Annotated in this window: 19 protein-coding genes; 7 read left to right on the top strand and 12 right to left on the bottom strand. The window is 64.1% G+C overall.

The window, feature by feature from the left end; all coding sequences use genetic code 11:
* Positions 1–43: 43 nt before the first annotated feature.
* Complete coding sequence (locus NKK47_RS32515) at positions 44–505, bottom strand: HNH endonuclease (protein WP_352579630.1); 462 nt, start codon at positions 503–505, stop codon at positions 44–46.
* Positions 506–671: 166 nt separating this feature from the next.
* The gene (locus tag NKK47_RS32510; RefSeq protein WP_352579632.1) at positions 672–1,565 is read right to left on the bottom strand and encodes a LysR family transcriptional regulator; all 894 of its coding nucleotides are present in this window, start codon (positions 1,563–1,565) and stop codon (positions 672–674) included.
* A 139-nt stretch (positions 1,566–1,704) separates the two neighbouring features.
* Between NKK47_RS32510 and NKK47_RS32505 the strand changes: the two genes are divergently transcribed.
* On the top strand, positions 1,705–3,153 hold the full coding sequence (locus NKK47_RS32505) for an MFS transporter (RefSeq protein ID WP_502905094.1): 1,449 nt from the start codon (positions 1,705–1,707) through the stop codon (positions 3,151–3,153).
* A gap of 42 nt (positions 3,154–3,195) precedes the next feature.
* On the opposite strand, the gene NKK47_RS32500 is transcribed toward NKK47_RS32505, so the two are convergent.
* Complete coding sequence (locus tag NKK47_RS32500; protein ID WP_023676426.1) at positions 3,196–4,104, bottom strand: DMT family transporter; 909 nt, start codon at positions 4,102–4,104, stop codon at positions 3,196–3,198.
* A 104-nt stretch (positions 4,105–4,208) separates the two neighbouring features.
* On the opposite strand from NKK47_RS32500, the gene NKK47_RS32495 reads away from it, so the two are divergent.
* Complete coding sequence (locus NKK47_RS32495) at positions 4,209–5,612, top strand: aminotransferase-like domain-containing protein (protein ID WP_352579629.1); 1,404 nt, start codon at positions 4,209–4,211, stop codon at positions 5,610–5,612.
* Between the two features lie 39 nt (positions 5,613–5,651).
* Here the strand turns inward: NKK47_RS32495 and NKK47_RS32490 are convergent, their stop codons facing one another.
* The 3 genes from NKK47_RS32490 to NKK47_RS32480 form a co-directional block, all read right to left on the bottom strand.
* On the bottom strand, positions 5,652–6,149 hold the full coding sequence (locus NKK47_RS32490; RefSeq protein ID WP_023676428.1) for a MaoC family dehydratase: 498 nt from the start codon (positions 6,147–6,149) through the stop codon (positions 5,652–5,654).
* Positions 6,150–6,287: 138 nt separating this feature from the next.
* Positions 6,288–6,716 (bottom strand): phasin family protein, encoded by a 429-nt coding sequence (locus tag NKK47_RS32485; RefSeq protein ID WP_352454553.1) that lies wholly within the window; start codon positions 6,714–6,716, stop codon positions 6,288–6,290.
* A gap of 83 nt (positions 6,717–6,799) precedes the next feature.
* Complete coding sequence (locus NKK47_RS32480) at positions 6,800–8,104, bottom strand: DUF445 domain-containing protein (RefSeq protein ID WP_352454554.1); 1,305 nt, start codon at positions 8,102–8,104, stop codon at positions 6,800–6,802.
* Between the two features lie 191 nt (positions 8,105–8,295).
* Between NKK47_RS32480 and rirA the strand changes: the two genes are divergently transcribed.
* A complete protein-coding gene (gene rirA, locus NKK47_RS32475; RefSeq protein WP_023676431.1) occupies positions 8,296–8,757 on the top strand; it encodes an iron-responsive transcriptional regulator RirA in 462 nt (153 codons plus the stop codon).
* A gap of 219 nt (positions 8,758–8,976) precedes the next feature.
* On the opposite strand, the gene NKK47_RS32470 is transcribed toward rirA, so the two are convergent.
* From NKK47_RS32470 to hemP, 5 genes are read right to left on the bottom strand one after another with little or no spacing between them, the layout of a single operon-like run.
* On the bottom strand, positions 8,977–9,765 hold the full coding sequence (locus tag NKK47_RS32470; protein WP_352454555.1) for a heme ABC transporter ATP-binding protein: 789 nt from the start codon (positions 9,763–9,765) through the stop codon (positions 8,977–8,979).
* Between the two features lie 10 nt (positions 9,766–9,775).
* Positions 9,776–10,879: a FecCD family ABC transporter permease gene (locus NKK47_RS32465; protein WP_352454556.1), complete on the bottom strand. Its 1,104-nt coding sequence runs from the start codon at positions 10,877–10,879 to the stop codon at positions 9,776–9,778.
* A 5-nt stretch (positions 10,880–10,884) separates the two neighbouring features.
* Positions 10,885–11,793 (bottom strand): heme/hemin ABC transporter substrate-binding protein, encoded by a 909-nt coding sequence (locus NKK47_RS32460; RefSeq protein ID WP_352454557.1) that lies wholly within the window; start codon positions 11,791–11,793, stop codon positions 10,885–10,887.
* An 11-nt stretch (positions 11,794–11,804) separates the two neighbouring features.
* The gene (locus tag NKK47_RS32455; RefSeq protein WP_352454558.1) at positions 11,805–12,863 is read right to left on the bottom strand and encodes a hemin-degrading factor; all 1,059 of its coding nucleotides are present in this window, start codon (positions 12,861–12,863) and stop codon (positions 11,805–11,807) included.
* Between the two features lie 9 nt (positions 12,864–12,872).
* Positions 12,873–13,079, bottom strand: coding sequence for a hemin uptake protein HemP (gene hemP, locus NKK47_RS32450; RefSeq protein WP_352454559.1), 207 nt, complete (start codon positions 13,077–13,079; stop codon positions 12,873–12,875).
* A 201-nt stretch (positions 13,080–13,280) separates the two neighbouring features.
* On the opposite strand from hemP, the gene NKK47_RS32445 reads away from it, so the two are divergent.
* Genes NKK47_RS32445 through tolA form a run of 3 tightly spaced genes read left to right on the top strand, consistent with a single transcriptional unit; the run spans position 13,281 to position 17,245 of the window.
* Positions 13,281–15,482 carry a TonB-dependent hemoglobin/transferrin/lactoferrin family receptor gene (locus NKK47_RS32445; protein ID WP_502905093.1) on the top strand — a complete coding sequence of 734 codons (2,202 nt, stop codon included), beginning with the start codon at positions 13,281–13,283 and terminating at the stop codon, positions 15,480–15,482.
* A 5-nt stretch (positions 15,483–15,487) separates the two neighbouring features.
* Complete coding sequence (locus NKK47_RS32440) at positions 15,488–15,919, top strand: hypothetical protein (RefSeq protein WP_352454561.1); 432 nt, start codon at positions 15,488–15,490, stop codon at positions 15,917–15,919.
* 48 nt (positions 15,920–15,967) lie between these two features.
* Positions 15,968–17,245, top strand: coding sequence for a TonB family protein (tolA, locus tag NKK47_RS32435; RefSeq protein WP_352454562.1), 1,278 nt, complete (start codon positions 15,968–15,970; stop codon positions 17,243–17,245).
* Between the two features lie 169 nt (positions 17,246–17,414).
* On the opposite strand, the gene putA is transcribed toward tolA, so the two are convergent.
* Positions 17,415–21,026 carry a bifunctional proline dehydrogenase/L-glutamate gamma-semialdehyde dehydrogenase PutA gene (putA, locus tag NKK47_RS32430; protein ID WP_352579627.1) on the bottom strand — a complete coding sequence of 1,204 codons (3,612 nt, stop codon included), beginning with the start codon at positions 21,024–21,026 and terminating at the stop codon, positions 17,415–17,417.
* 162 nt (positions 21,027–21,188) lie between these two features.
* Here putA and NKK47_RS32425 point away from each other — a divergent pair, with 162 nt between their 5' ends.
* Complete coding sequence (locus tag NKK47_RS32425; protein ID WP_352579626.1) at positions 21,189–21,641, top strand: Lrp/AsnC family transcriptional regulator; 453 nt, start codon at positions 21,189–21,191, stop codon at positions 21,639–21,641.
* The last annotated feature ends 225 nt before the right edge of the window (positions 21,642–21,866 follow it).

The raw sequence follows: 21,866 nt of genomic DNA, 5'->3' as shown, positions 1-21,866 counted from the left end.
CGAGGTTCGCGGAAAAGCGCCCAACAGCGGCCACATCGCCGCTTCAGGCCGCCAAAACCTCATCGCCGTGCATCAAGGCGGTTAGATCGACGTGATATCCCTGCAGTTCGGCTTGCTCGCATAACCGTGGTACATTTATGTACGTTAATTGCGAAAGATTTGACCGCCAAGGCTTTGGCTTTTTCAGATGTTCTTTGATCCAATGGAGAAAATCAAATTTCAACGTGTGCAACTTTTCTACAGTGTACGTTGCCGCGTCGTCGTCAACAATCTTGTGGTGCTTTCGGCAAAGCAAAATTAAATTGTCTGACTCGTTGCGTTCTTTTAATGACAACAACGAATCGCCCCGAGCGGCTCGAGTTGTCTCGCCAACGATGTGTGCAACTTCGCCGACCAAAGACAATCCGCCATTTTCTGACGGGAGTATCACCTCTTCATGGCAAAAGCAGCAACGACCAGAAAATTGACCCCATACTATCTTATAGGTCCTCTCAGAAATCGACATCCCAAATAGCCTTGTGTGAGTGAGAAAATTGGTTGGAGAAACCTATATAGCAGCGACACCTCCGTAAAGGCGTCAATATTTGAGAGCATAGAAAGTGTGCCGGTCATTCGCGCCGCCGTGACACGAACTTCACTTTAATCTCAAAGTTTCGGGTCAGGCGCCTCGGCTAACGAAACGACGCGCAGACCTCCCGCACGCAGGCTCGCAGCCAGCGTTGTGCCGGATCGGCATCGAGTCGCGGATGCCACAGCATCGAAATGGTGACCTCCTCGATATCGACCGGCAACGGGAAGCTGTACATGCCCGTGCGCGCGCCCAGCGTGTGCCGTTCGGGGACGCTGGCGATCAGATCGGAGGCGCGCGCCATGGCGAGCGTGGCCGAGAAGCTGGAAACCATGCACACGATCGTCCGCTGGAGACCGAGCAGTTTCAAGGCCTCGTCGATCGGGCCCTTTTCGCGGCCACGCCGCGAAACGCTGATGTGGCGGCCGGCCGCATAGCGTTCCGCCGTCACCGGCCCCTCGCTCAGCTCATGGCCCGTTCGCACCGCACCGATGAAGCGGTCGCGAAACAGCGCCTGAATACGCATTTCGGGGCTGGTTTCCCCGGCGACGCCGATTTCGAGATCAACCGCCGCGTCACGCAACGACATGTCGTTCTTGTCGGATTTCGGCGCAAAACGCAGCCGCACGCCAGGTGCATCCGCTTCGACACGGGTCAGAAGACGCGGTGCGAACTCCTCGACGAAACTTTCGTTGGCGCGCAGCGTGAAGACCTTGTCGAGAGCAGAGAGGTCGAGGGGCTTGGCCGGGCGCAGCAGCGCTTCCGCATCCTGGACGACTCGGCCTACCTGTTGCTGCAATTCGAGCGCGCGCGGCGTCGCAACCAGGCCACGGCCGGCCCGGACCAACAATGGGTCGCCTGTCGCCTGGCGCAACCGCGCCAACGTCCGGCTCATCGCCGAGGGACTGAGGCGCAGCCGCGCGGCAGCACGCGCCACACTGCCCTCGCTCAACAGCACATCGAGGGCGACAAGCAGATTGAGATCGGGTGACGACATGGAAGGACCATAGCACAGCTCAGCCGTGATGTGGCGTTTCATGCACGAATAAGATGCAAATACTGCGCCTTCCGCCACATCATGCGAGGGAATAGCGTCCGACAGCTCCGATTGGGGGCTGCCGGCAAAGGAGTTCACCTTGGCATCGACCGCTGAAAAGACCTGGGACGAAGTTGCCCCGGTGAGCGCACGCTCGACCCGATGGGCATTGGCAAGCCTGTCGCTTTCAACGCTGCTGTCGTCGCTCGCCACCAGCATCGCCAGCGTCGGGCTGCCATCGCTGATGCAGGCGTTCGACGCATCGTTCCAGCTCGTGCAATGGGTCGTCCTTGCCTATCTGCTCGCCATCACCACCTTGATCGTCAGCGTCGGGCGGCTCGCCGACATATTCGGCCGACGACCGCTATTGCTCGGCGGCATTGCCCTGTTCACCTTCGCATCGGTGCTTTGCGGGCTCGCGCCGACGCTCTGGCTGCTGATCGCCGCACGGGCGGCACAGGGGCTCGGCGCGGCCATTATGATGGCTCTGACGCTGGCCTTTGTCGCCGACACGGTTCCCCGGGATAAAACCGGCAGCGCCATGGGCCTGCTCGGCGCCATGTCGGCGATCGGCACCACGCTTGGCCCCTCGCTTGGCGGACTGTTGATTGCCGGCCTCGGCTGGCGCGCGATCTTCCTCATCAATCTGCCGTTGGGGGTGCTGGCCTTTGCGCTTGCCTGGCGCTTCCTGTCGGCCGGAAAAAAGACGCCAGGTCGGCGCGGTTTCGACGGGATCGGCACGGCTTTGCTCGCGCTGACGCTAGCCGCCTATGCGCTCGCCATGACCCTTGGGCGTGGCAGTTTTGGTTCTCTCAATGTCGGCTTGCTGATTGCCGCAACCGTGGCTGGCCTGCTGTTTGTCGTTGCGCAGACAAGGGTCCAGAACCCTTTGATTCAACCTGCGAGGTTCCGCGACCAGGCGTTGAACGCAAGCCTCGCCATGAACCTGATCGTCGCCACGGTGATGATGGCGACGCTGGTGGTCGCACCATTCTATCTGTCGCGCGCGCTCGGGCTGGACGCAGCCATGGTCGGGCTGGTTCTGTCGACCGGCCCTCTGATTACCGCATTGGCGGCGCTGCCGGCCGGACGCCTGGTCGATCGTTTCGGGGCGAACCGGATCATGATCGTCGGCCTGTTCGATCTCGCTATTGGCACCTTTGCTCTGTCGCGGGCGGAATTCGGTATTGCCGGCTATGTCGTACCAATCATCATCGTCTGCACCGGCTACAGCCTGTTTCAGACCTCCAACAATTCGGCCGTGATGACGGGCGTCGCATCCGACCAGCGTGGCGTCGTCTCCGGCCTGCTCAATCTGTCGCGCAATCTCGGCCTGATCACCGGTGCGTCGGTGATGGGCGCGGTGTTCGCCTTCGCATCGGCTGGGGAAGGCACTGGCTTGGCAGTGTTGGCACCTGCGGCAGCGGCACGAGGGATGCAGGTCACCTTCCAGGTGGCGACGGGCTTGGTGCTGATGGCGCTGATCCTTGCGGTATTTTCAGCCCGCGCCACTGCCGGGCGAACTGATATCGTTGCCAAGCATCCTTGAGGATTCCACCCGGTTCGCATGCAACTCCGGCAGCCGCAGCACCTATCTCGCATATCTCTTGGCACCGACGACGCAAAGCACGACGGCGGCGGTGACGGCGATCATGGCGGGACTGACCTGCTCATGCAGCAGCGCTGCCGCCAGCCCCAGGCCGAAGAAGGGCTGCAGCAGTTGCAACTGCCCGACCGCGGCGATGCCGCCTTGCGCCAGGCCGCGATACCAGAACACGAAACCGATCAGCATGCTGAACAGCGAGACATAGGCCAGACCAATCCATGCGCCCCTGCCGGCACTTTCGAGCGACGGCGGCATGGTGATGAACGTCAGCGCCAGCATGAGGGGCAGCGACAGCACCAGCGCCCACGAAATCACCTGCCAACCGCCGAGCTTGCGCGACAGCGCCGCTCCTTCGGCATAGCCCAATCCACAAACGATGATGGCGGCCAGCATCAAGATGTCGCCGAGCGGCGAGACCGACAGGCCTTGCGTGACTGCAAAACCGGCGACAAGGGCGCTACCGAGGCACGAGAACAGCCAGAACGCCGGCTTCGGGCGATCGCCGCCGCGAACCACGCCGAAGATCGCGGTCGCCAACGGCAACAGGCCGACGAAGATGATGGAGTGAGCCGACGTGATGTGCTTGAGCGCCAGCGCCGTCAGCAGGGGAAAGCCGACCACGACGCCAAGCGCCACGATCGCCAGCGGGAACAGATCTCGCCGCTCCGGGCGCTTCTGACGAAAAACGAGCAGCAGCGCCAGGCCGAGGATGCCCGCCGAAGCCGCACGGGCGACCGTTACGAACACCGGATCGAAATCCATCACCGCCACGCGCGTCGCCGGAAGCGAACCGCTGAAGATCAGCACGCCTATGAACCCGTTGACCCAGCCACTCGCAGCCCAACCACTCGCCGCCCAACTACTCGCCGCCCAACTACTCGCCGCCTTGTCCATCGATGCCCCGCTGATTTCGCCCTCTATCGGGCCGGGCGTCTGGCTCCGCCAGAGACAATCAGGTACAGTTTGACAAAACCGTCATGGCAGGCTGAGCAGTACGGATGGATGAGCAGGCGACAACAGATGAGGGCAGCCGGACGCTTGTCGAAAGCGTCATGGCGACGATCAGGCACAGGATCGCCGCGCGCAGCCTGACACCGGGAACGCGGCTGCCTTCGATCCGGGCGTTTGCGAAGGCCATGCAGGTTTCCAAATCCACCGTGGTCGAAGCCTATGAGCGTCTTGCGGCGGAAGGCATGATCCGCTCGCGGCCGGGCTCGGGTTTCTATGCCGCCGGACCGTTGGCTCCGTTGTCGCTGGCCGAGATCGGCCCCAGGCTTGACCGTGCCGTCGACCCGCTGTGGGTCTCGCGCCAATCGCTGGAAGCCGGCGACGGCGTCCTGAAACCGGGTTGCGGCTGGCTGCCGGCAACATGGATGCCCGAGGCTGGATTGCGCCGGGCACTGCGGACGACGGCCCGCGCCGACGACGCCGCGCTAACGGACTACGGCACGCCGCTCGGCTTGCCGGCGCTACGCCATCTGCTGGCGCGGCGCATGGCCGAGCACGGTATCGAAGCCTCCCCGGACCAGATCATGCTGACGGAATCGGGCACTCAGGCGATCGACCTGCTGAGCCGGTTCCTGCTCGAACCGGGTGACACGGTGTTGGTCGACGATCCCTGCTACTTCAACTTCCATGCCCTGTTGCGCGCCCATCGGGCCAAGGTGATCAGCGTCCCCTACACGCGCTCGGGTCCGGACATCGAGCTGTTCGCGCAAGCGCTGAACGAGCATCGGCCGCGCCTCTACATCACCAATTCGGCGCTCCACAATCCGACCGGCGCGATATTGTCGCCGGTCGTTGCCCATCGGCTGCTGAAGCTCGCCGACCCGTCGGGGCTGACGATCATCGAGGACGATATCTTCGCCGATTTCGAACACACACCGGCGCCCAGGTTGGCGGCCTTCGACGGCCTCAGCCGGGTCATCCATATCGGAAGCTTTTCCAAGACGCTGTCGGCATCGGTGCGCTGCGGCTTCATCGCCGCTCCTCGCGACTGGATGGAAGGTTTGACCGATCTCAAGATCGCCACATCCTTTGGCAGCGGGCGACTTGCATCCGAACTGGTGCTGACGCTGCTGAAGGACGGCCTCTATCGCAAGCACGTCGATCTGCTGCGCGCGCGGCTCTCGCGCGCCATGGAAGAAACCGGCACCCGGCTCAGGGCAATCGGCATCGTGCCGTGGATAGATCAGCCGGCCGGCATGTTTCTATGGTGCAGGCTGCCGGAGGGAATAGATGCCGCGGACGTCGCCCGTCACGCTTTGTCGGCCAACGTCGTGCTTGCGCCCGGCAATGCGTTCAGCCTGTCCCGGTCGGCCAGCCGTTTCATGCGCTTCAACGTCGCGCAGTCCGGAGATGACCGGATTTTCAGGGCGCTTGAACAGGCGATGTCGCGTTGATTCGCGCTGCCGGAAGCCTGCTGGCCTGAGGCTGTGCTCTCAGGCCCCTGCCCGCTTGCGGCGTGCGTAAAGCATGACGAGCGTCTCGGCGGTCAGCGCCGGCCTCTGCTCGCCTTCGATCTCGACCGTATTGGCGGCCTTCATTAGATATTGCCCCGGACCTTTGTCTTCCATCGACAACAGCGTGGTGCGCAGCCTGATACGCGAGCCGACCCTGACCGGCGCCACGAAGCGCACTTTGTCGAAACCGTAATTGAACGCGGCCTGCGTGTTTTCGGGTACGATCCCCATCTCGAGCGCCAGCGCGCCGATGATCGACAGGGTCAGATAGCCATGCGCGATCGTGGTGCGGAACGGGCTTTGCCGCTTCGCCCGCTCGGGATCGACATGGATCCATTGATGATCGCCCGTGCATTCGGCAAACTGGTCGATGCGGTGCTGATCGACCAGCGTCCAGTCCGAAACGCCCAACTCCTGCCCGGCCATCGCCCTGAGTTGCTCGAAGGTCGGCGGCGTCCTCGGCCGTATCTGCGTCATTCCTGCTTTCCCGATCGCTTGCCTGTTCCGGACCACGACGGGCCGCCCCTGTCAATTCGCCAGTGCGATTCCAGCCCATAATCTTCGGCCGCGAACCGCCAGTCTTCGCCGCCGGCAAGCGTGCTGCTGGGGAACAGCTTATTTCTTGTCGTGGCCGGCGCGGATCTCCTCCATCGCCTCCTTGATGCGGCTGCGCAGGATTTCGATCGATTCGGTGCCGGACGCCCTCGCCAGTTCGGCCATCTCGCCGGCATTCTTCAGCGCGGTCTCGAAGGATTTCCTGGCGAACGCCGCCTGCTTCTGCATCATTTCCTGCGGATTGCCGGGCGCTCTGTAGCTTTGTGCCATGTCGGTGATTTCGCGCAGCGTGTCCTGCAGCATCTCGCGTTGCCTTGACAACAGCGCCGAGGCTCCAGCGGCGCTCGCCCGTGCCGACTTCTCCAGCGCTTCCAGGTTCTTGGCGTGGTGGGCGAGGATCGCCTCGACGTCGACATTCGGCAGCTTCAGGTCGCGGCCGAACTTGCCGAACATGTCGATGAAGGACTCGGACTCCGGTCGTTTTGCCATGCTGGTTCTCTCCCCTTGTTGCCGTGAGCCCCGCCACTGCACGGAAGATAGTGCAGCGAAGCTCAGCGGTCCATTCGGACGAGTCAGCCGACAAGAAACAGCCGTTCGGCAGTGTAGAGCACGAGCCCGGCAAGGCCACCGATGATCATGCCGTTGAAGCGGATATATTGCAGGTCCTTGCCGATGTTCATTTCGATAAGCCTTGTCAGTTGCGCGAGGTCCCAGCGCTTGACCTGGTCGGCGATGAACTTCGACACGCCGCTCTTCTGGCTTTCGACGAAGGACGCCAGCGCCACGATGAACCCCTGGTTCATGTCGGCCCTGATCTGCGCGTCGTCGGCAAGATGGCGGCCGACCTCGACGAACATGGTGGCGAGATGGTCGCGGATCATCGAATTCGGCGCCTTGGCGTCCTGTTCGATGAACAGCCGCAGGCTGTCCCACATATCGCCGGCCAGCGCGCTGAGCTCTGGCCGGGCAAGGAAATCGCGCTTCAGCTTTTCAGCGCGCCTGGCATATTGTTTGGATGTCCTCAACCGCTCGACGAAGGTTTCGACGAAAAGGTCGAATTCGGCTCGCATCGGATGGTGCGGATCGGCCCGCACCTCATCGAGCAGCGAGCCGGCCGACGCAATGATCTTCTTCAACAGATAGGCGTCGGCGCGAAACAGGTTGAACAGCGACGGCAGTTCCTCGCGGATCTTCTCGCGCATCGTCGCCAGCGCCTGCTCGTCGCTCAGGAAGCGGCCGACCACCTTGGTGAACTCGTCGAATAATTTCTGGTGGCGGCGATCGTCAGTCAGCGCCGACAGCAGCTCGGCGGCGAGCGGCGCCAGCGGCACCTTTTCGATCTGCTCCAGCATACGGCTGGTGACGAAGCCGCGCAGTCCGGATTGCTCGACCGCCGCCAGCGTCTGCGGCACCAGCCGGCCGACGAAGCGCGACAAATCGGCGGCGCGGTTCGGGTCGGCCAGCCAGTCCGCGACCAGCGCGGAAAAGTCGACCTCGGCGAGCTTTTCGCGCACCGGTTCCGGCGCCAGGAAATTCACCTCGATGAAGCGGCCGAGATTGTCGGCGATGCGATTCTGGTTTTCCGGGATGATGGCCGTATGCGGGATCGGCAGGCCAAGCGGCCGCCGAAACAGCGCCACCACCGCATACCAGTCCGCCAGGCCGCCGATCGTCGCCGCCTCGGCGAAAGCGGCGACGAAGCCCAACCACGCATGCCGGCTCTCGAGCGATTTCGCCACCGCAAAGACCAGCACGCAAAACGCAAGCGCTGCGGCGGCAACGAACTTGGTGCGCCTGAGCGCCGAAAGCTTGGCGTCGGCATCGGCGTCGAACCGGACGGACGCGACGGATGCAAATGCCGGGGCTGGTCGTGACATGATGGGCCGCTCCTGATCGTGTATGCGAACTTATCTAGTGTCGCCTGCCCCAGAAAGCGCGCCGCTGGTTCCGGTGCGCGCAATCGTGCACGCAAACTTGACGCCGGAATTCATCTATTATGCAGCGCCAGTCTGGAATTGTTCCAAACTATAGGCCATATTGACGCCAACCACTGTTATGTGAGGACACAATGCGGCTTACCCGTCAGACCAACTACGCCATGCGCATTCTGATGTATTGCGCCGCCAACACCGAGCGGTTGAGCCGCATCCCCGAGATCGCCGCCGCCTATTCGGTATCGGAACTTTTCCTGTTCAAGATCCTGCAGCCGCTGGTCGAAAACGGCCTGATCGAAACGGTGCGCGGCAGGAATGGCGGCGTCAGGCTCGGCCGCGCGGCCGAATCAATCAGCCTGTTCGATGTCGTGCGGGTGACGGAGGAAAGCTTTGCCATGGCCGAGTGCTTCGAGAACGACGCCGCCGAATGTCCGCTGGTTGACAGCTGCGCCTTGAATTCGGCATTGCGCGAAGCGCTCAACGCCTTCTTCGCCGTGCTGTCGCGCTACACGATCGCCGATCTGGTGGCGGCGCGCCCGAATGTGCGCCACCTGCTCGGCATCGACATGCTGGTGCAAAGGGCGCCGGCCGCCTGATTTCTGGTCGCATCTCAGTTGGTGAGGTCTGTTGAGATTCAGGTCAGGCCGAGCCGAAAATGGTGGGTTCCGAGAACCGGAACGGAGCGTACGTTTGGGTACGTGAGTACCGGCCTGCGCCGGCCATAGCCTTAACTGCCGCACCCCTCATGAATGCTTCGGCCGGCGAAGGCCGGAAGCGCAGGAAACCGCCATTTGCAGGCCGGCATCACCTGGATATCAACAGACCGACTGCGGCAATACGAACGGCATGTTTGCGGCCGGCAACACACCGACCTTCAGCCGGCAATCGAAGACCTTTTCGATCAGCTCGTCGCTGAGCACCTGTTGCGGCGAACCTGTAGCGGCGAGCCTGCCGCGATGCATGACGAAAATCCGGTCGGCGTACATCGCCGTCAAATTGAGGTCGTGCAGGATGGCGACCACGCCGCCGCCGCGTCTGGCGAAATCGCGGGCGATGTCCATGATGATCAGCTGGTGCTTGATATCGAGGCTGGACACCGGCTCGTCGAGGAACAGATAGCGCGGCTTGCCGTCGAGCACCGGCGCCCACACCTGGCACAGAACGCGGGCAAGCTGCACGCGCTGCTGCTCGCCGCCGGACAGCTCCTGGTAGAAGCGGCCGGCAAAACCCTCGAGGTCGACGCGAGCCAGCGCCCGTTCGGGCAGGCGCTGGTCCTCGCCGGACAGCGCGCCGGAGCGCCCGCCGACCAGGCCCAGCCTGACGATCTCACGCACGGTGAACGGAAACGACAGCGTCGTCGCCTGCGGCAGCACCGCGCGCACCGTCGCCGCCTCGACCGGCTTCATCGCCGATAGATTGCGGCCGTTGACGGTGACCTCTCCCGAATAGCCAAGATCGCCGGACAGTGCTCTGAGGAAGGTCGTCTTGCCCGAACCGTTGGGGCCGACGATGGCCGCGATTTCGCCGGGCCGCGCCTCGAAATCGACATTGGCGACAATGCGCTTGCCGCCGATCGCCACCGAGACATCGCGCGCTTCGATCATAGGCAAACTTTCACAAGTCGATGACGCCGCGCTTGCGCAGCAGGATCCACAGGAAGAACGGCGCACCGGCGACCGCGGTGACGATGCCGATCGGCAATTCGGCCGGGGCAACGATGGTGCGGGCAACGGCGTCGGCCAACAGCAGCAGCGCGGCGCCGAGCAGGGCCGATGCCGGCAGCAAATAACGGTTATCGGGGCCGATCAGCAGACGCAGCAGATGCGGCACGACGATGCCGACGAAACCGATGCCGCCGCTGACGGCGACCGACGCGCCGACCGCTGCCGAGACGCCGACAATCGCGGTGTATTTCAGCCGCTGCACCGGGATGCCGAGATGGCCGGCCGTGGCCTCGCCAAGCGCCAGCGCGTTCAGGCCGCGCACCAGGAACGGCATTGCCGCTAGCGCCAGGACGATGACAGGCCCGACGGAGCCGATCTTCTGCCAGGTTGCGCCGCCCAGCGAGCCGAGCTGCCAAAAGGTCAGGTCGCGCAATTGCCGGTCGTCGGCCATGAAGATCAGGATGCCGGTCAGCGCCATGGCGAGTGCTGCCAGCGCGATGCCGGCGAGCAGCATGGTGGCGACCGAGGTCCGGCCTTGCCGTGTCGCGACCTGATAGAGCAGCAATGTCGTCGCCAGCCCGCCGCAGAATGCAGCCAGCGGCAAAGCCATCGTGCCGAGCGCCGAAGTCAGCGGCGCCAGCATGGTCGAGCCAAGCACGATGACGGCGACCGCACCGAGGCTCGATCCGGCCGAAACGCCGATCAGGCCGGGGTCGGCCAGCGGATTGCGGAACAGCCCCTGCATGACGGCACCGGAGACGGCAAGCGATGCGCCGACCAGTACGCCCAGAATGACGCGCGGCAGACGGATGTCATGGATGATCAGATGGTCGCGGGCGCTCAATGCCGCGTCGCCGGGCAACGCGCCGAACAGCCAGTCATGCATGACGCCGATGGCCGAGGCATCGGATGCGCCGGAGGTCAGCGACAACAGCACGGCGATAGCCAGCCCGACGCAGAGCAGCACGATGACGAGGCGGGCGCGCTGCGAACGGTCACCCTCGGCTGCCGTCGCCATGATGCCCGCCGCACCGGCGATCGAATGATCGGCCATCGCGCTCAATCCGTGACCTGGCCGCCATAGAGCGAGACGGCGAGGTCGTGGATGGCGTCGGCCGTGCGCGGGCCGAAGCCGAGCAGATAGCCGCCGTCCATGCGGATCAGCTTGCGGGCGGCACCCGCCGGCGTCGAAGCCACGGCGGGGTTCGAAAACAATTCGTCATCCGCGGTGGCCGGCCCGGCATTGTTCATCATCAGGATCATGTCGGGCCTGGCGGTGATGACCGCCTCGTCCGACAATTGCTTGTAGCCGGCAAAGCCGTCGACGGCGTTGATGCCGCCCGAAAGCTTGATGATGCCGTCGGCGGCGGTGTCGCTGCCGGCGGCAAGCAGCTTGCCGCCCTGCATCGACAGCACGAACAGGATGCGCTTGCGATCCTTGATCGAGGCGGTCTGCATTTCGGCTGCCTTCAGCCTGGCATCGATCTGGACCGCCAGCGCATCGGCCTTGGCCTCGGTGCCGAGCGCCTTGCCGACGATGTGGATCTTTTCGAGAATGCCTTGATTATCATAGCGCTCGGGCACCTCGACGAACGGGATGCTTGATTTCTTCAAGACGTCGACGGCTTCCTTCGGTCCGCTGCCGTGCAGGGCCAATATGCCCGACGGATTGACCGACAGCACACCCTCCGGCGACAGCTGGCGCATGTAGCCGACATCAGGCAGTTCCGCCGCCGCTTGCGGATAGCGGCTGGTCGAATCGCGCGCGACAAGACGATCCTGTTCACCGAGCGCGTAGACGATCTCGGTGATCGAGCCGCCGATGGCAACGATCCTCGAGCGATCGGCGAAAGTCGCGATGCCCTCGGCGGCTTGAGCCGGCATCAGCGCGGCGAACGCCAGGAAAACAGCGGCCGCAGGACCAGGCGCCGACCTGGAGACCGATGCCAGTCTGGGGAAAAGAACCATCGTCGTTTTCCTCAGGCTGCGGTCGGGCTTGGGATACGCGGCAGGTTTTCGGCCAGAAAGCGCCAGTCTTCGCGCTCGCTTTCGCCTTCATGCCGCTTACCGAAGAACTGGATGATCATCTTGCCGTCGGCGCCATAGACTTCGAGCGACGTGACATAGCCGTCCTTGGTCGGCTTGCGCACGGCCCAGACCTCATCGATGTGGTCGGTCCGCAGGTGCAGATGGAAGGTCTGGTCGAGCACGTTGAGCCATGGTCCCATCGGCTTGATCGAGGCGACCGGGCCGGAATGGATCTGGATGCAGCCGCGATTGCCGACAAAGCACATGATCGGCATGGCGCCAGCAGCGGCGTGGTTGAACATGGCGTTCACCGCATCCTTGTCGACCAGCCAGGCGTAGTCCTGGCCGACCATTCGCACCGCCTGTCGGCGGCTGATCTTCAGTGTCTTCAGCATGCCGAAGAACTGGTGCACGTCGGTCAGCTGGCTCCAGCGGTCGCGCAGATCGTCGACGCTCGCCGGGTTGTCCGCAGTCTCGGTCTCGTCAGCCTTGCCCGCTGAAATCGCCACCGTCGGCTCCTGGTTCGGCGATTCCAGCCCGGCCACCAGTTTCTGATAGGCGTAGAGGTTCGAGGCTGGCCTGAGATGCACCTTGTGTACCGCCTCGCCTGCGGTGTCGAAGAACTGCAGGCTGCGGCGGATGTCGGCGCCATCGCGCTTTTCCACGGCAAAGCCGTGCGCCCAAACTTTTGGGAAAATACGCAGGTCGATATTTTCGCCGAGCACCATGGCATTGTGATTACCGGTGACGACCTTGTCGTAGACGCCGATCTTCTCGTGCACCGCGCTTTCGTTGCGGGTCAGCGCCATCACCTCACCGACAGCTTCGAGGCCAGTCAAAAGGTCGTTGACACGCGGCTCGACGCGCACGACGCCGTCGCCGCAATGCGCGGCGACCAGTTCGGCCTCCGAAATACCGAGATGGGCGGCGAGGTCGCGCTCGCGCATTTTCGGATTGTCTGCCCGTGCCCGCCGGATCTCGTGCGGGGCGGGTTTTACGCGCTGGTCCATTTCTGCCACCTACTTGTTGAGAATGAGCTTGCCCTGCCGGGTGATCTTCAGCCGGTACAGCGCACCGTGGTGCTCGATGCCGATCTCGTGCTCGCCCTGGAACAGCGTGTTGCTGGACAGCGTTCTCACGGCCAATTGGACCCTGTCGAAACGGGCGGAATTTTCGTCGGAACGGCGGACGCGATAGCGAAAGTCGCTGGGATTGTGCGTGTTCATTGGTTCGATCCCTTTCCTATGCCGGGCATCTGGCTCGGCGCCTGCGTGAAATGCCGATTCAATTCTTGACTCGAATGGTCATGTTATCTAGCAGTGCAATACCGGAGTAAATGAGTCAACATTTAAGACGCCGGACACGATGAAAAATGCCAGCGAGCCCCAAGCCAGCCAGCATCGAACATGGATTCTTGGAGCTGCAGCATGGGGTTGGCGAATTGGGGACGGCTGGCGGGCAGCGGCCTGACACATTGTTCTATGACAAGCAAAATGGCCGCGTTGCTGGCCGGCGCGGCGGCGATCCCGCTGCTCGCCACACCGGCCGGCGCCCAGCAGGCAGCCGACCAGCAGCAGACTGACCCGTCTCAACAGCCCGAAAAGGTAAAGCCGGCCCCGGCGGGTACCACACTGCTCGACAAGATCCTGATCCTCAGCCGTACCGGCGAGACGGCGATCGAGTCGCTTGCTTCAGCCAGCCATGTCGACGAGGAACAGCTCGAGCGCCGCATGGCGACGACGCCCAACGAAATGCTGTTCGGTGTGCCGGGTGTCGCCGTTCAGGCCGACGCAAGGCGTGTCAGCTCCAGCATCAACATCCGCGGCCTGCAGGACTTCGGCCGCGTCTCCGTCATCGTCGACGGCGCCCGCCAGAATTTCCAGCGCTCGGATCATGGCACGCAATCGACCTTCTACATCGATCCCGAATTGATCAAATCCGTCGATGTGATCCGCGGCCCGGTCGCCAACACCTATGGCTCCGGGGCGATCGGCGGCGTCGTATTTTTCGACACCAAGGATGCTCAGGATTTCCTCAAGCCGGACGAGACCTGGGCGGCATCCGCGACCGGGCGCTACGAAACCAACGGCGAAGGCTGGACCACCAGCGCCACCGGCGCGTACCGGATAAACGAGAATTGGGACGTGCTCGGCAATATCGTCTACCGCGACTATGACGACTACAAGCATGGCGGCGGCGACACTGTAGCGGGCACCGGCTTCGACGTCTTGAGCGGCCTCCTCAAGACGACCATCCGCCCCAGCGAAAACAGCGAGCTGAAGCTGGGCTGGATCGGCTCGAACGACGGATGGACCGAGACCAGCGGCAGCGCGCCGGTGAACGACGCCGACCTGAAGGCGAATACCTTCACGGCCCGCTACAACATCACCGACGAAGACAAGAGCTGGCTCGACCTCCACATCAACGCATCCTACAACAAGACCAAGCTCGATCTGACGACCCTTGTCGCGCAAAACCGATTTGATCCGGTCACTGGTCTGCCCGTGGTTTTGCCGGCGGGTTCGAAATCGACGTTCGACATCGGCACCTCCGGCATCGACATTTGGAACACGTCGAGATTCGAGACCGTTGGAATCGCGCATGAGCTGACCTTTGGCGGCGACTGGGTTGGCGACGATGTCGAGACAGGCGGCACGGCGGGCGGCGACAGCTTCTATACGCCCTCGGGCAACAGGAACGTCTCCGGCGCTTACGTTCAGGACAAGCTCACCTGGGACTGGCTCGAGGTCATCGCCGGGCTGCGTTACGACAGCTACAAGCTCGACAGTGATGTCGGCGAAACCTCTGGCGACCGGCTGTCGCCACGCATCACAGTGGGCATTTCGCCCTTCGAAACTGCCAGCCTTTCCGGCCTGCAATTCTACGGCACCTATGCGGAAGGCTACCGTTCTCCCTCGCTATCGGAGACCCTGATCAGCGGCAATCATCCGGCCGGCGTCAGCTTCCCGTTCCTCCCCAACCCCAATCTCAAGCCCGAAACCGGTAAGACCGTGGAATTCGGCGTCAATTACAGCACCAACGGCGTCATCCAGGCCGACGACGCGCTGCGGCTGAAGGCGGCCTATTTCAACAACAATGTCGACGATTACATCGACGGCGTGACGCTCTCGCCGTTCGACCCGACCAGCGGCTGCCCGTTCGGCCCGGGCATCCCGATCTGCTTCCAGTATCAGAATTTCGCCAAGGCCAAGATTCACGGCTTCGAGATGGAGGGCGTCTATGATGCCGCCTGGGGCTTTGCCGGGCTTTCGGCGTCGTTCACCGACGGCCACACGATTTCCTATGAAGGCGAACGGGCGGACCTTGTCACCGTCCCCTCCTCACAGATCACCGGGCAACTCGGCTTTCGCTTCCTCGAGGACAGGCTGACCATCGGTGGCGAGGTGCAATACAATGGCAACCCGCAGGGCAACCCGGTGGCCAAGGACTATACGCTGGTCAATGCCTTCGCCAGCTACCAGGCGACCGACAATTTCAAGGTCGATTTCCGCGCCGACAATCTGTTCGACGTCAAATACGCCAACCCGCTGAACGCATCGACGACGAGCGTCGTCTACGAGCCCGGCGTCACCCTGAAGCTGGCGGCGACGATGAGGTTTGGAGGCTGACGACAATGAAAGGCATGACGGCATCCCTTCGTCTGTTCGCCGCGGTGCTGGCAATATTGCTTGCGGCGGCTCCGGCATGGACACAGCAGCAAGCGCCGGCGCTTCTCCTCGAGCTCAACGGCGCGCAGCCTTCCGACAAGGGCTGCCGCCTGACCTTCGTGGTCACCAACAATCTCGGCGCCGGTCTGTCCAAGGCGGCATTCGAGATCGCGCTGTTCAACGAGGCCGGTGTCGTCGATCGGCTGACCGTACTCGATTTCAAGGAGCTGCCGGCAGGCAAGACCAAGGTGACGCGTTTCGACCTTGCCGGCACCGATTGCGGCAAGATCAGCCGCGTGTTGATCAACAGCGCCACGGAATGCGCCGGCGCCGAGCCGAATGCCTGCATGCGCGGGCTGAAGACGCAGACCAGGACCGGCATCGCCTTCGGGGTCTGAATTTTGGGACCGGAACCCGCATTCGCACGAAACCCCGTCGCGTGGCCATTGGCCGGTTTCCTGCCGCCGGAACCGGACGATCCGGATTTCGCCATCCCGCGCGGGGCGCTGCTTGTTTCGCCGCTCGACAGGCCGGAAGACAGTTACATCGCCGATGCCGACGGCGACTTGCCGACGGTGCCTGCGGAGCCATTGCGGCAGACCCGAAAGATGCAGCGGCGCCGCAACTGGACGGTGGCGATCGCCTGCTCTTGCGCATTCCACGTGGCGGTGGCGCTGGCCTTCCTCACGCTGCCGGACGACCGGCCAAGCATCGAAGGTGCCGACCAGCAAGGCGAAATGCTGCTCGGCGCCGACCCGCAGCAGGCGGCCGGCGATGTCGGAGACGATCCGGAAGTGGCCAACGTGACGATGGTGACCATGCTCGACGCCAAGCCGGTCGAAACGGTCGAGGCGCAGGCGGCCGCGGCAGAGGAGACGCTCCAGCCGCTCACCGATGCGGCGGAGACATCGGACAAAGAAGTGGTTGAGCCGGTCAACGAGGCCGCCACGGAAACCGCTGCCGTTGCCGACCGGACCGAACCAGCACCTGCGCAGCCGGCGCGCCAGGACCCATCGCCCGACGTTCTTGCGACCGACAGGCTGGTGCCTGCCGACGACAATGCCGTGCCGCCGCCAGTCAGCGCGGCCGAAACGGCCGAGCCTGCCGAGACAAGCGCACCGGCACCAGCCGATCCGAAGCCAGCCGAAACAGCTCAGACGACCGAGACAGTCGGCGCGGCGGAAGAACCGAAGCCGGACAGGCCGGAGCCCAGGCAGCCGAAGAAGGCAACCGCAAAGAACAAGCCGGCCAGGAAGGCCGAACCAAACGAGCCTGAAAAGCCGGCCCTGCGCAGGAAGGCGACCAAGGCACTTGCCAAAGCCGATTCCAAGAAGAAAAAGACCGGCTCCGGCGGCCGTGACGAAACGGATGTCGCGCGCGGCATGGCCGACGCCAGGAAGGACGGCAAGATCCTGACCGCCAGCAGGGGCGGCAAATCAGGCATCGGCAATGCAGCCGTCACGAACTATCCCGGCAAGATCAGGTCAAAACTGGTGCGGGCCTTCAATTCGACACGCACGCGCGCCACCGGCACAGCTACGGTTGCCTTTACCGTCGGCTCGAACGGCAGCGTCCGGTCGGCCAGGCTGACGGGCAGTTCGGGTGTTGCCGCGCTGGACAAGGCCGCACTCGACGCAGTCCGCCGGGCTTCTCCCTTTCCCCCTATTCCAGACGGAGCCGGTCGCTCGGCCTGGCAGTTCGAAGTGCCGCTCGGTATCAGATAGCTATCGCTCTCATCAGGCATCAAAGTCGGCGCCGCCCCGGGGAGAAGGGGCGTGGACGCAACGCTGGCGACCCCTCTCCCCGTTCTTCACAGCGAGAGGGTAAGGGTGAGGGACAGCGCAACCCCAAGCGATTTGCCCTGCCCGCGACACGCGAGCCCTGGCGAAACCCTCAGGCCGCGGCCAGCAGGCTGGCATTGCCGCCCGCCGCCGTGGTGTCGACGCAGACGGCGCGCTCGTGGGCGTAGGCGGCCGGATAATAGACTTCGCTGATCAGCGGCACGATCGGGCCGGCGCGCTCGGCGATGACCTTGCGCACGATGCGCGCGGCCTCGGGCGTGCCGGAAAAGGCAACGACATCGACGCGCAGCGAGCGCGCTTCGACCGGGTCCGGCCGGCCGTCGATGGCCGCCAGCGGCAGGCCCTTGCCGGTCAGCGCCGACAGCGCTGCCGGCGCGCCGGGTGCGACGGCGAGCACGGCATTGCCGGCGGCCAGCGCCTGGATCGTCTGCGCAAGCAGCGTATCCGCGTCGGGACCCAGACACAGCACGCGCCCGCGCGGCGACAGCGACAGCGTGTTGGCCTCGCCGGTCGGCCCGGGCAGGTCGACCTGGCCGAAATCGATGCCGGCGGCAGTGCCGATAGCCGCGGCACCCTTGCCGCGCAGATGTTTCCTCAGGATGGCGACGCGATCCGGCCGCGTCGACCAGCCGCCAAAGGCCGGGTCCGGCAGATTGTCGGCGAGCTCGGTCGCCGTCACCTTGCGGCCTTCGGCAAGATGGGTGCCGGCTTCCGGCCCCTTGCGGAAGCGCCGGAGATAATGTGGGCCACCGGCCTTCGGCCCGGTGCCGGAAAGGCCCTCGCCGCCGAACGGCTGCGCGCCGACGACGGCGCCGATCTGGTTGCGGTTGACGTAGATGTTGCCGGCATGGATGCCATCGACGAAATGCTGGGCGCGGCCTTCGATGCGGGTGTGCAGGCCAAAGGTCAGGCCATAGCCTTTGCGGTTGATCGCAGCGATCACCGCATCGATCTCGTCGGCATCGAAGGTGGCGACATGCAGCACCGGCCCGAACACCTCGCGCTCCAACTCCTCGATGCCCTTGACCCGAAAGACGTGCGGCGAAACGAAGCGGCCGTCCTTCGGCGCTTCGAGCTTGGCGATCAGCCGGCCCTGCAGGCCCATTTTGGTGCAATAGTCACGGATCGACGCTTGCGCCTCGTCATCGATGACCGGGCCGACATCGGTCGATATCCGCCACGGGTCGCCGAGGCTGAGCGCTTCCATCGCGCCTTTCAGCATCTCAAGCATCTTCTTCTCGACGTCCTTCTGCACGTAGAGAATGCGCAATGCCGAGCAGCGCTGGCCGGCGCTCTGGAAAGCGGAGGCGAGGATGTCGCGCACCGCCTGTTCGGGAAGTGCGGTGGAATCGACGATCATGGCGTTGAGGCCGCCGGTCTCGGCAATCAGCATGGCGTCAGGCGCGGCGGTGTCGGCGAGCTGCTTTTCGATCAGCTTGGCGACCTCGGTCGAGCCGGTGAAGCAGACGCCGGCAATGCGCGGATCGGCGGTCAGCGGGCCGCCGACCGTGGGGCCGTCGCCGGGCAGAAGCTGGATGATGTCTTCCGGCACGCCGGCCTCGCGCAGCAGCTGGACAGCGCGGAAGGCGATCAGCGGCGTCTGTTCGGCTGGCTTGGCGATCACCGAATTGCCGGTGACGAGTGCCGCTGCAATCTGGCCGGTGAAGATGGCGAGCGGAAAATTCCACGGCGAGATGCAGGCGATGGCGCCGCGCGCCTCGGTGCCCGCCTCGGCATTGGCGGCCTCGGCCGCATAGTAGCGCAGGAAATCGACCGCCTCGCGCACCTCGGCAACGCCGTCGGCGAGCGACTTGCCGGCTTCGCGGGCGGCGAGCGCAAAGAACTCGACGGCGTTCGCCTCGTAGAGATCGGCCGCCCGGTTGAGGATGGCAGCGCGCTCGGCGACCGGGCGTCTTGCCCATGCCGGTTGTGCCTCGACGGCGATGCGCACGGCGGTCTCGACCTGCTTGGCGCCGGCCTCGCTGACCGTGCCGACCACTTCCGAAGGTTTCGCAGGATTGACCACCGGACGCTGCTTGCCGTAGCCGGCGGCGCGGCTGACCGGCTTGGCGTGCCAGCGGTCCGGCCCGGCGAACTCGGCCCTGGTCTTGTCGATCGCCGCCAGCGTCGGCGTGTCGGTGATATCGAAGCCCTTGGAATTGCGCCGGCCGGGGCCAAAGATCGCCGACGGCGGCACGATCGCCGGATTGGCCGCGGGGCCTTGTTTCTCCACCGTGTCGAGCGGGTCGCGAGCAATATCCTCCGGCTCGACCTCTTCGTCGGTAAGCTGGTGGACGAAAGAGGAATTGGCGCCGTTCTCGAGCAGCCGGCGGACCAGATAGGCGAGCAGGTCGGAATGCGCGCCGACCGGCGCATAGATGCGGCAGCGCGTGTCTTCGGTCCGCCGCACCGTCTCATGCAGCGCCTCGCCCATGCCGTGCAGCCGCTGGAACTCGAACGTATCGCGGTCCGTCGTCATCGACAGGATGGCGGCGACGGTGTGGGCGTTGTGGGTGGCGAATTGCGGATAGATGCGGTCGGTCATCGACAACAGCTTCTTGGCGCAGGCCAGGTAGGAGACGTCGGTGTTGGCCTTGCGGGTAAAGACCGGGTAGCCGTCGAGCCCGAGCGTCTGCGCCCGCTTGATCTCGGTGTCCCAATAGGCGCCCTTGACCAGCCGCACCATGATGCTGCGGTCGTATTTCCTCGCCAGCTCGTAGAGCCAGTCGATGATGAAGGCGGCGCGCGGGCCATAGGCCTGCACGACGACGCCAAAACCGTTCCAGCCGGCAAGCTCCGGTTCGGCCAGCACCCGCTCGATGACGTCGAGCGACAAATCGAGGCGGTCGGCTTCCTCGGCGTCGATGTTGAGGCCCATGCGCGAATGGCGCGCCGCCAGCGCCAGCGACAACAGCCGCTCGGCCATGACCGGCAGCATTTTCTCCTTCTGCGTCGCTTCATAGCGCGGATGCAGCGCCGACAGTTTTACCGAAATGCCGTGGTTCTGGCGGATGTCGGGGCCGTTGGCGCCGGCATCGAGCGAAGAGATGGCATCGGCATATGCCTTGAGGTAGCGCAGCGCGTCGGCCTCGGTGCGGGCCGCCTCGCCCAGCATGTCGAAGGAATAGAGATAGCCCTTCTGCGTCATCGGCCGGCCGCGCCTGACCGCCTCGGCAATGGTGCGGCCGAGCACGAACTGCTCGCCCATCTCGCGCATCGCCGCCGCCACCGCCTTGCGGATGACCGGCTCGCCCAGCCGGCGCACCATGGCGCGCAGCGTGCCTTCGATGCCGCCCTCGCCCTCGTCGAGCACGCGGCCGGTCAGCATCAGCGCCCAGGTCGATGCATTGATGAAGATCGAGCTCGAGCCGCCCGAATGCGCCGACCAGTCGTGCGGCGCGATCTTGTCGGCGATGAGGTCGTCCATGGTTTCGGTGTCGGGCACGCGCAGCAGCGCCTCGGCCAGGCACATCAGCGCCACGCCCTCCTTGGTCGAGAGGCCATAGGCGGACAGGAAGACCTCCATCAGCCGCGGATCGGACGAGCCGCGCACCGCGCGCACTAGATCGGCGGCACGGGCCGAAATCGCCTTGCGGTCTTGCGCGGACAGCCCGGCCGCCTCGGCCAGCCGCTTCACCGCCTGGTCTTCGTCGGGCAAATAATTGGCACGGATTTGCTGGCGGATGGCGTCGAGCGCTGGCATGGCGGTCCTGTAGAGCGAGCATAAGGGAGCGGGCCGGCGGTCACCGGACCGAACGGCGCAAGCTAACATAAGTAGGGATTGCAGTCGGTCCAAAGAAGTCGACAGAACAGATCGATCGATCTATCATTAGGACTGATCACCTCCAATTCGACCAGGAATCCAGTGACAGAAGACCAATTGGACCGGATCGACAGGAACATCCTGTCGGCTCTGGGCAGCAATGGCCGGCTTTCCATGTCGGAACTGGCGGCGAAAGTCGGCCTGTCGAAGACGCCGGTGCAGGCGCGGGTGAAGCGGTTGGAGAAGGACGGCTTTATCAGGGGCTACCAGGCGATCATCGACCGCGAGCGCATGGGCGAAGGCCATGTCGCCTTCGTCCAGGTGAAACTGTCCGACACCCGCTCGGCCGCGCTCGACGCCTTCAACCGCGCCGTGCAGGCGGTGCCGGAGATCGAGCAGTGCCACATGATAGCATCGAGCTTCGACTATCTGCTGAAGGTCCGCACCACCGACATCGCCGCCTACCGCCGCGTGCTCGGCGAGCGCATCTCGGCCTTGCCGCACGTCGCCCAGACCTCGACCTTCGTGGCGATGGAGACGGTGAAGGATCGGTAGGAAACGCCGGCGGGACAGCGCCCCCCTCTGCCCTGCCGGACATCTCCCCCTCCAGGGGGGAGATCGGTTGTCACTGCCGCTTTCGCCAATCTCTAAACGTCGCAGGAGTGAACGGCGCACCGAAGCTGCCAATCTCCCCACTAGAGCGGCGGACTTTCATGTGAGTCCATACCCTGCGGCTGCGAAGTAATTTCTGCATTCTATTGGAGAGAAGAGATTGCAGAT

This window comes from Mesorhizobium sp. M0019 (genome assembly GCF_040323975.1).
In the GTDB taxonomy this organism is placed as follows: domain Bacteria; phylum Pseudomonadota; class Alphaproteobacteria; order Rhizobiales; family Rhizobiaceae; genus Mesorhizobium.
The sequence above is the reverse complement of the archived record's forward strand: the minus strand, read 5'-3'. Positions and strand labels throughout refer to the sequence as shown.

What these genes read in the sequence shown, in the direction of transcription:
- NKK47_RS32460 (WP_352454557.1), bottom strand. Translation starts at nt 11,793, where the DNA reads ATGGTTCTTTTCCCCAGACTGGCATCGGTCTCCAGGTCGGCGCCTGGT.
- NKK47_RS32485 (WP_352454553.1), bottom strand. Translation starts at nt 6,716, where the DNA reads ATGGCAAAACGACCGGAGTCCGAGTCCTTCATCGACATGTTCGGCAAG.
- putA (WP_352579627.1), bottom strand. Translation starts at nt 21,026, where the DNA reads ATGCCAGCGCTCGACGCCATCCGCCAGCAAATCCGTGCCAATTATTTG.
- hemP (WP_352454559.1), bottom strand. Translation starts at nt 13,079, where the DNA reads ATGAACACGCACAATCCCAGCGACTTTCGCTATCGCGTCCGCCGTTCC.
- NKK47_RS32445 (WP_502905093.1), top strand. Translation starts at nt 13,281, where the DNA reads ATGGGGTTGGCGAATTGGGGACGGCTGGCGGGCAGCGGCCTGACACAT.
- rirA (WP_023676431.1), top strand. Translation starts at nt 8,296, where the DNA reads ATGCGGCTTACCCGTCAGACCAACTACGCCATGCGCATTCTGATGTAT.
- NKK47_RS32495 (WP_352579629.1), top strand. Translation starts at nt 4,209, where the DNA reads ATGGATGAGCAGGCGACAACAGATGAGGGCAGCCGGACGCTTGTCGAA.
- NKK47_RS32480 (WP_352454554.1), bottom strand. Translation starts at nt 8,104, where the DNA reads ATGTCACGACCAGCCCCGGCATTTGCATCCGTCGCGTCCGTCCGGTTC.
- NKK47_RS32440 (WP_352454561.1), top strand. Translation starts at nt 15,488, where the DNA reads ATGAAAGGCATGACGGCATCCCTTCGTCTGTTCGCCGCGGTGCTGGCA.
- NKK47_RS32455 (WP_352454558.1), bottom strand. Translation starts at nt 12,863, where the DNA reads ATGGACCAGCGCGTAAAACCCGCCCCGCACGAGATCCGGCGGGCACGG.
- NKK47_RS32490 (WP_023676428.1), bottom strand. Translation starts at nt 6,149, where the DNA reads ATGACGCAGATACGGCCGAGGACGCCGCCGACCTTCGAGCAACTCAGG.
- NKK47_RS32500 (WP_023676426.1), bottom strand. Translation starts at nt 4,104, where the DNA reads ATGGACAAGGCGGCGAGTAGTTGGGCGGCGAGTAGTTGGGCGGCGAGT.
- NKK47_RS32470 (WP_352454555.1), bottom strand. Translation starts at nt 9,765, where the DNA reads ATGATCGAAGCGCGCGATGTCTCGGTGGCGATCGGCGGCAAGCGCATT.
- NKK47_RS32515 (WP_352579630.1), bottom strand. Translation starts at nt 505, where the DNA reads ATGTCGATTTCTGAGAGGACCTATAAGATAGTATGGGGTCAATTTTCT.
- NKK47_RS32510 (WP_352579632.1), bottom strand. Translation starts at nt 1,565, where the DNA reads ATGTCGTCACCCGATCTCAATCTGCTTGTCGCCCTCGATGTGCTGTTG.
- NKK47_RS32465 (WP_352454556.1), bottom strand. Translation starts at nt 10,879, where the DNA reads ATGGCCGATCATTCGATCGCCGGTGCGGCGGGCATCATGGCGACGGCA.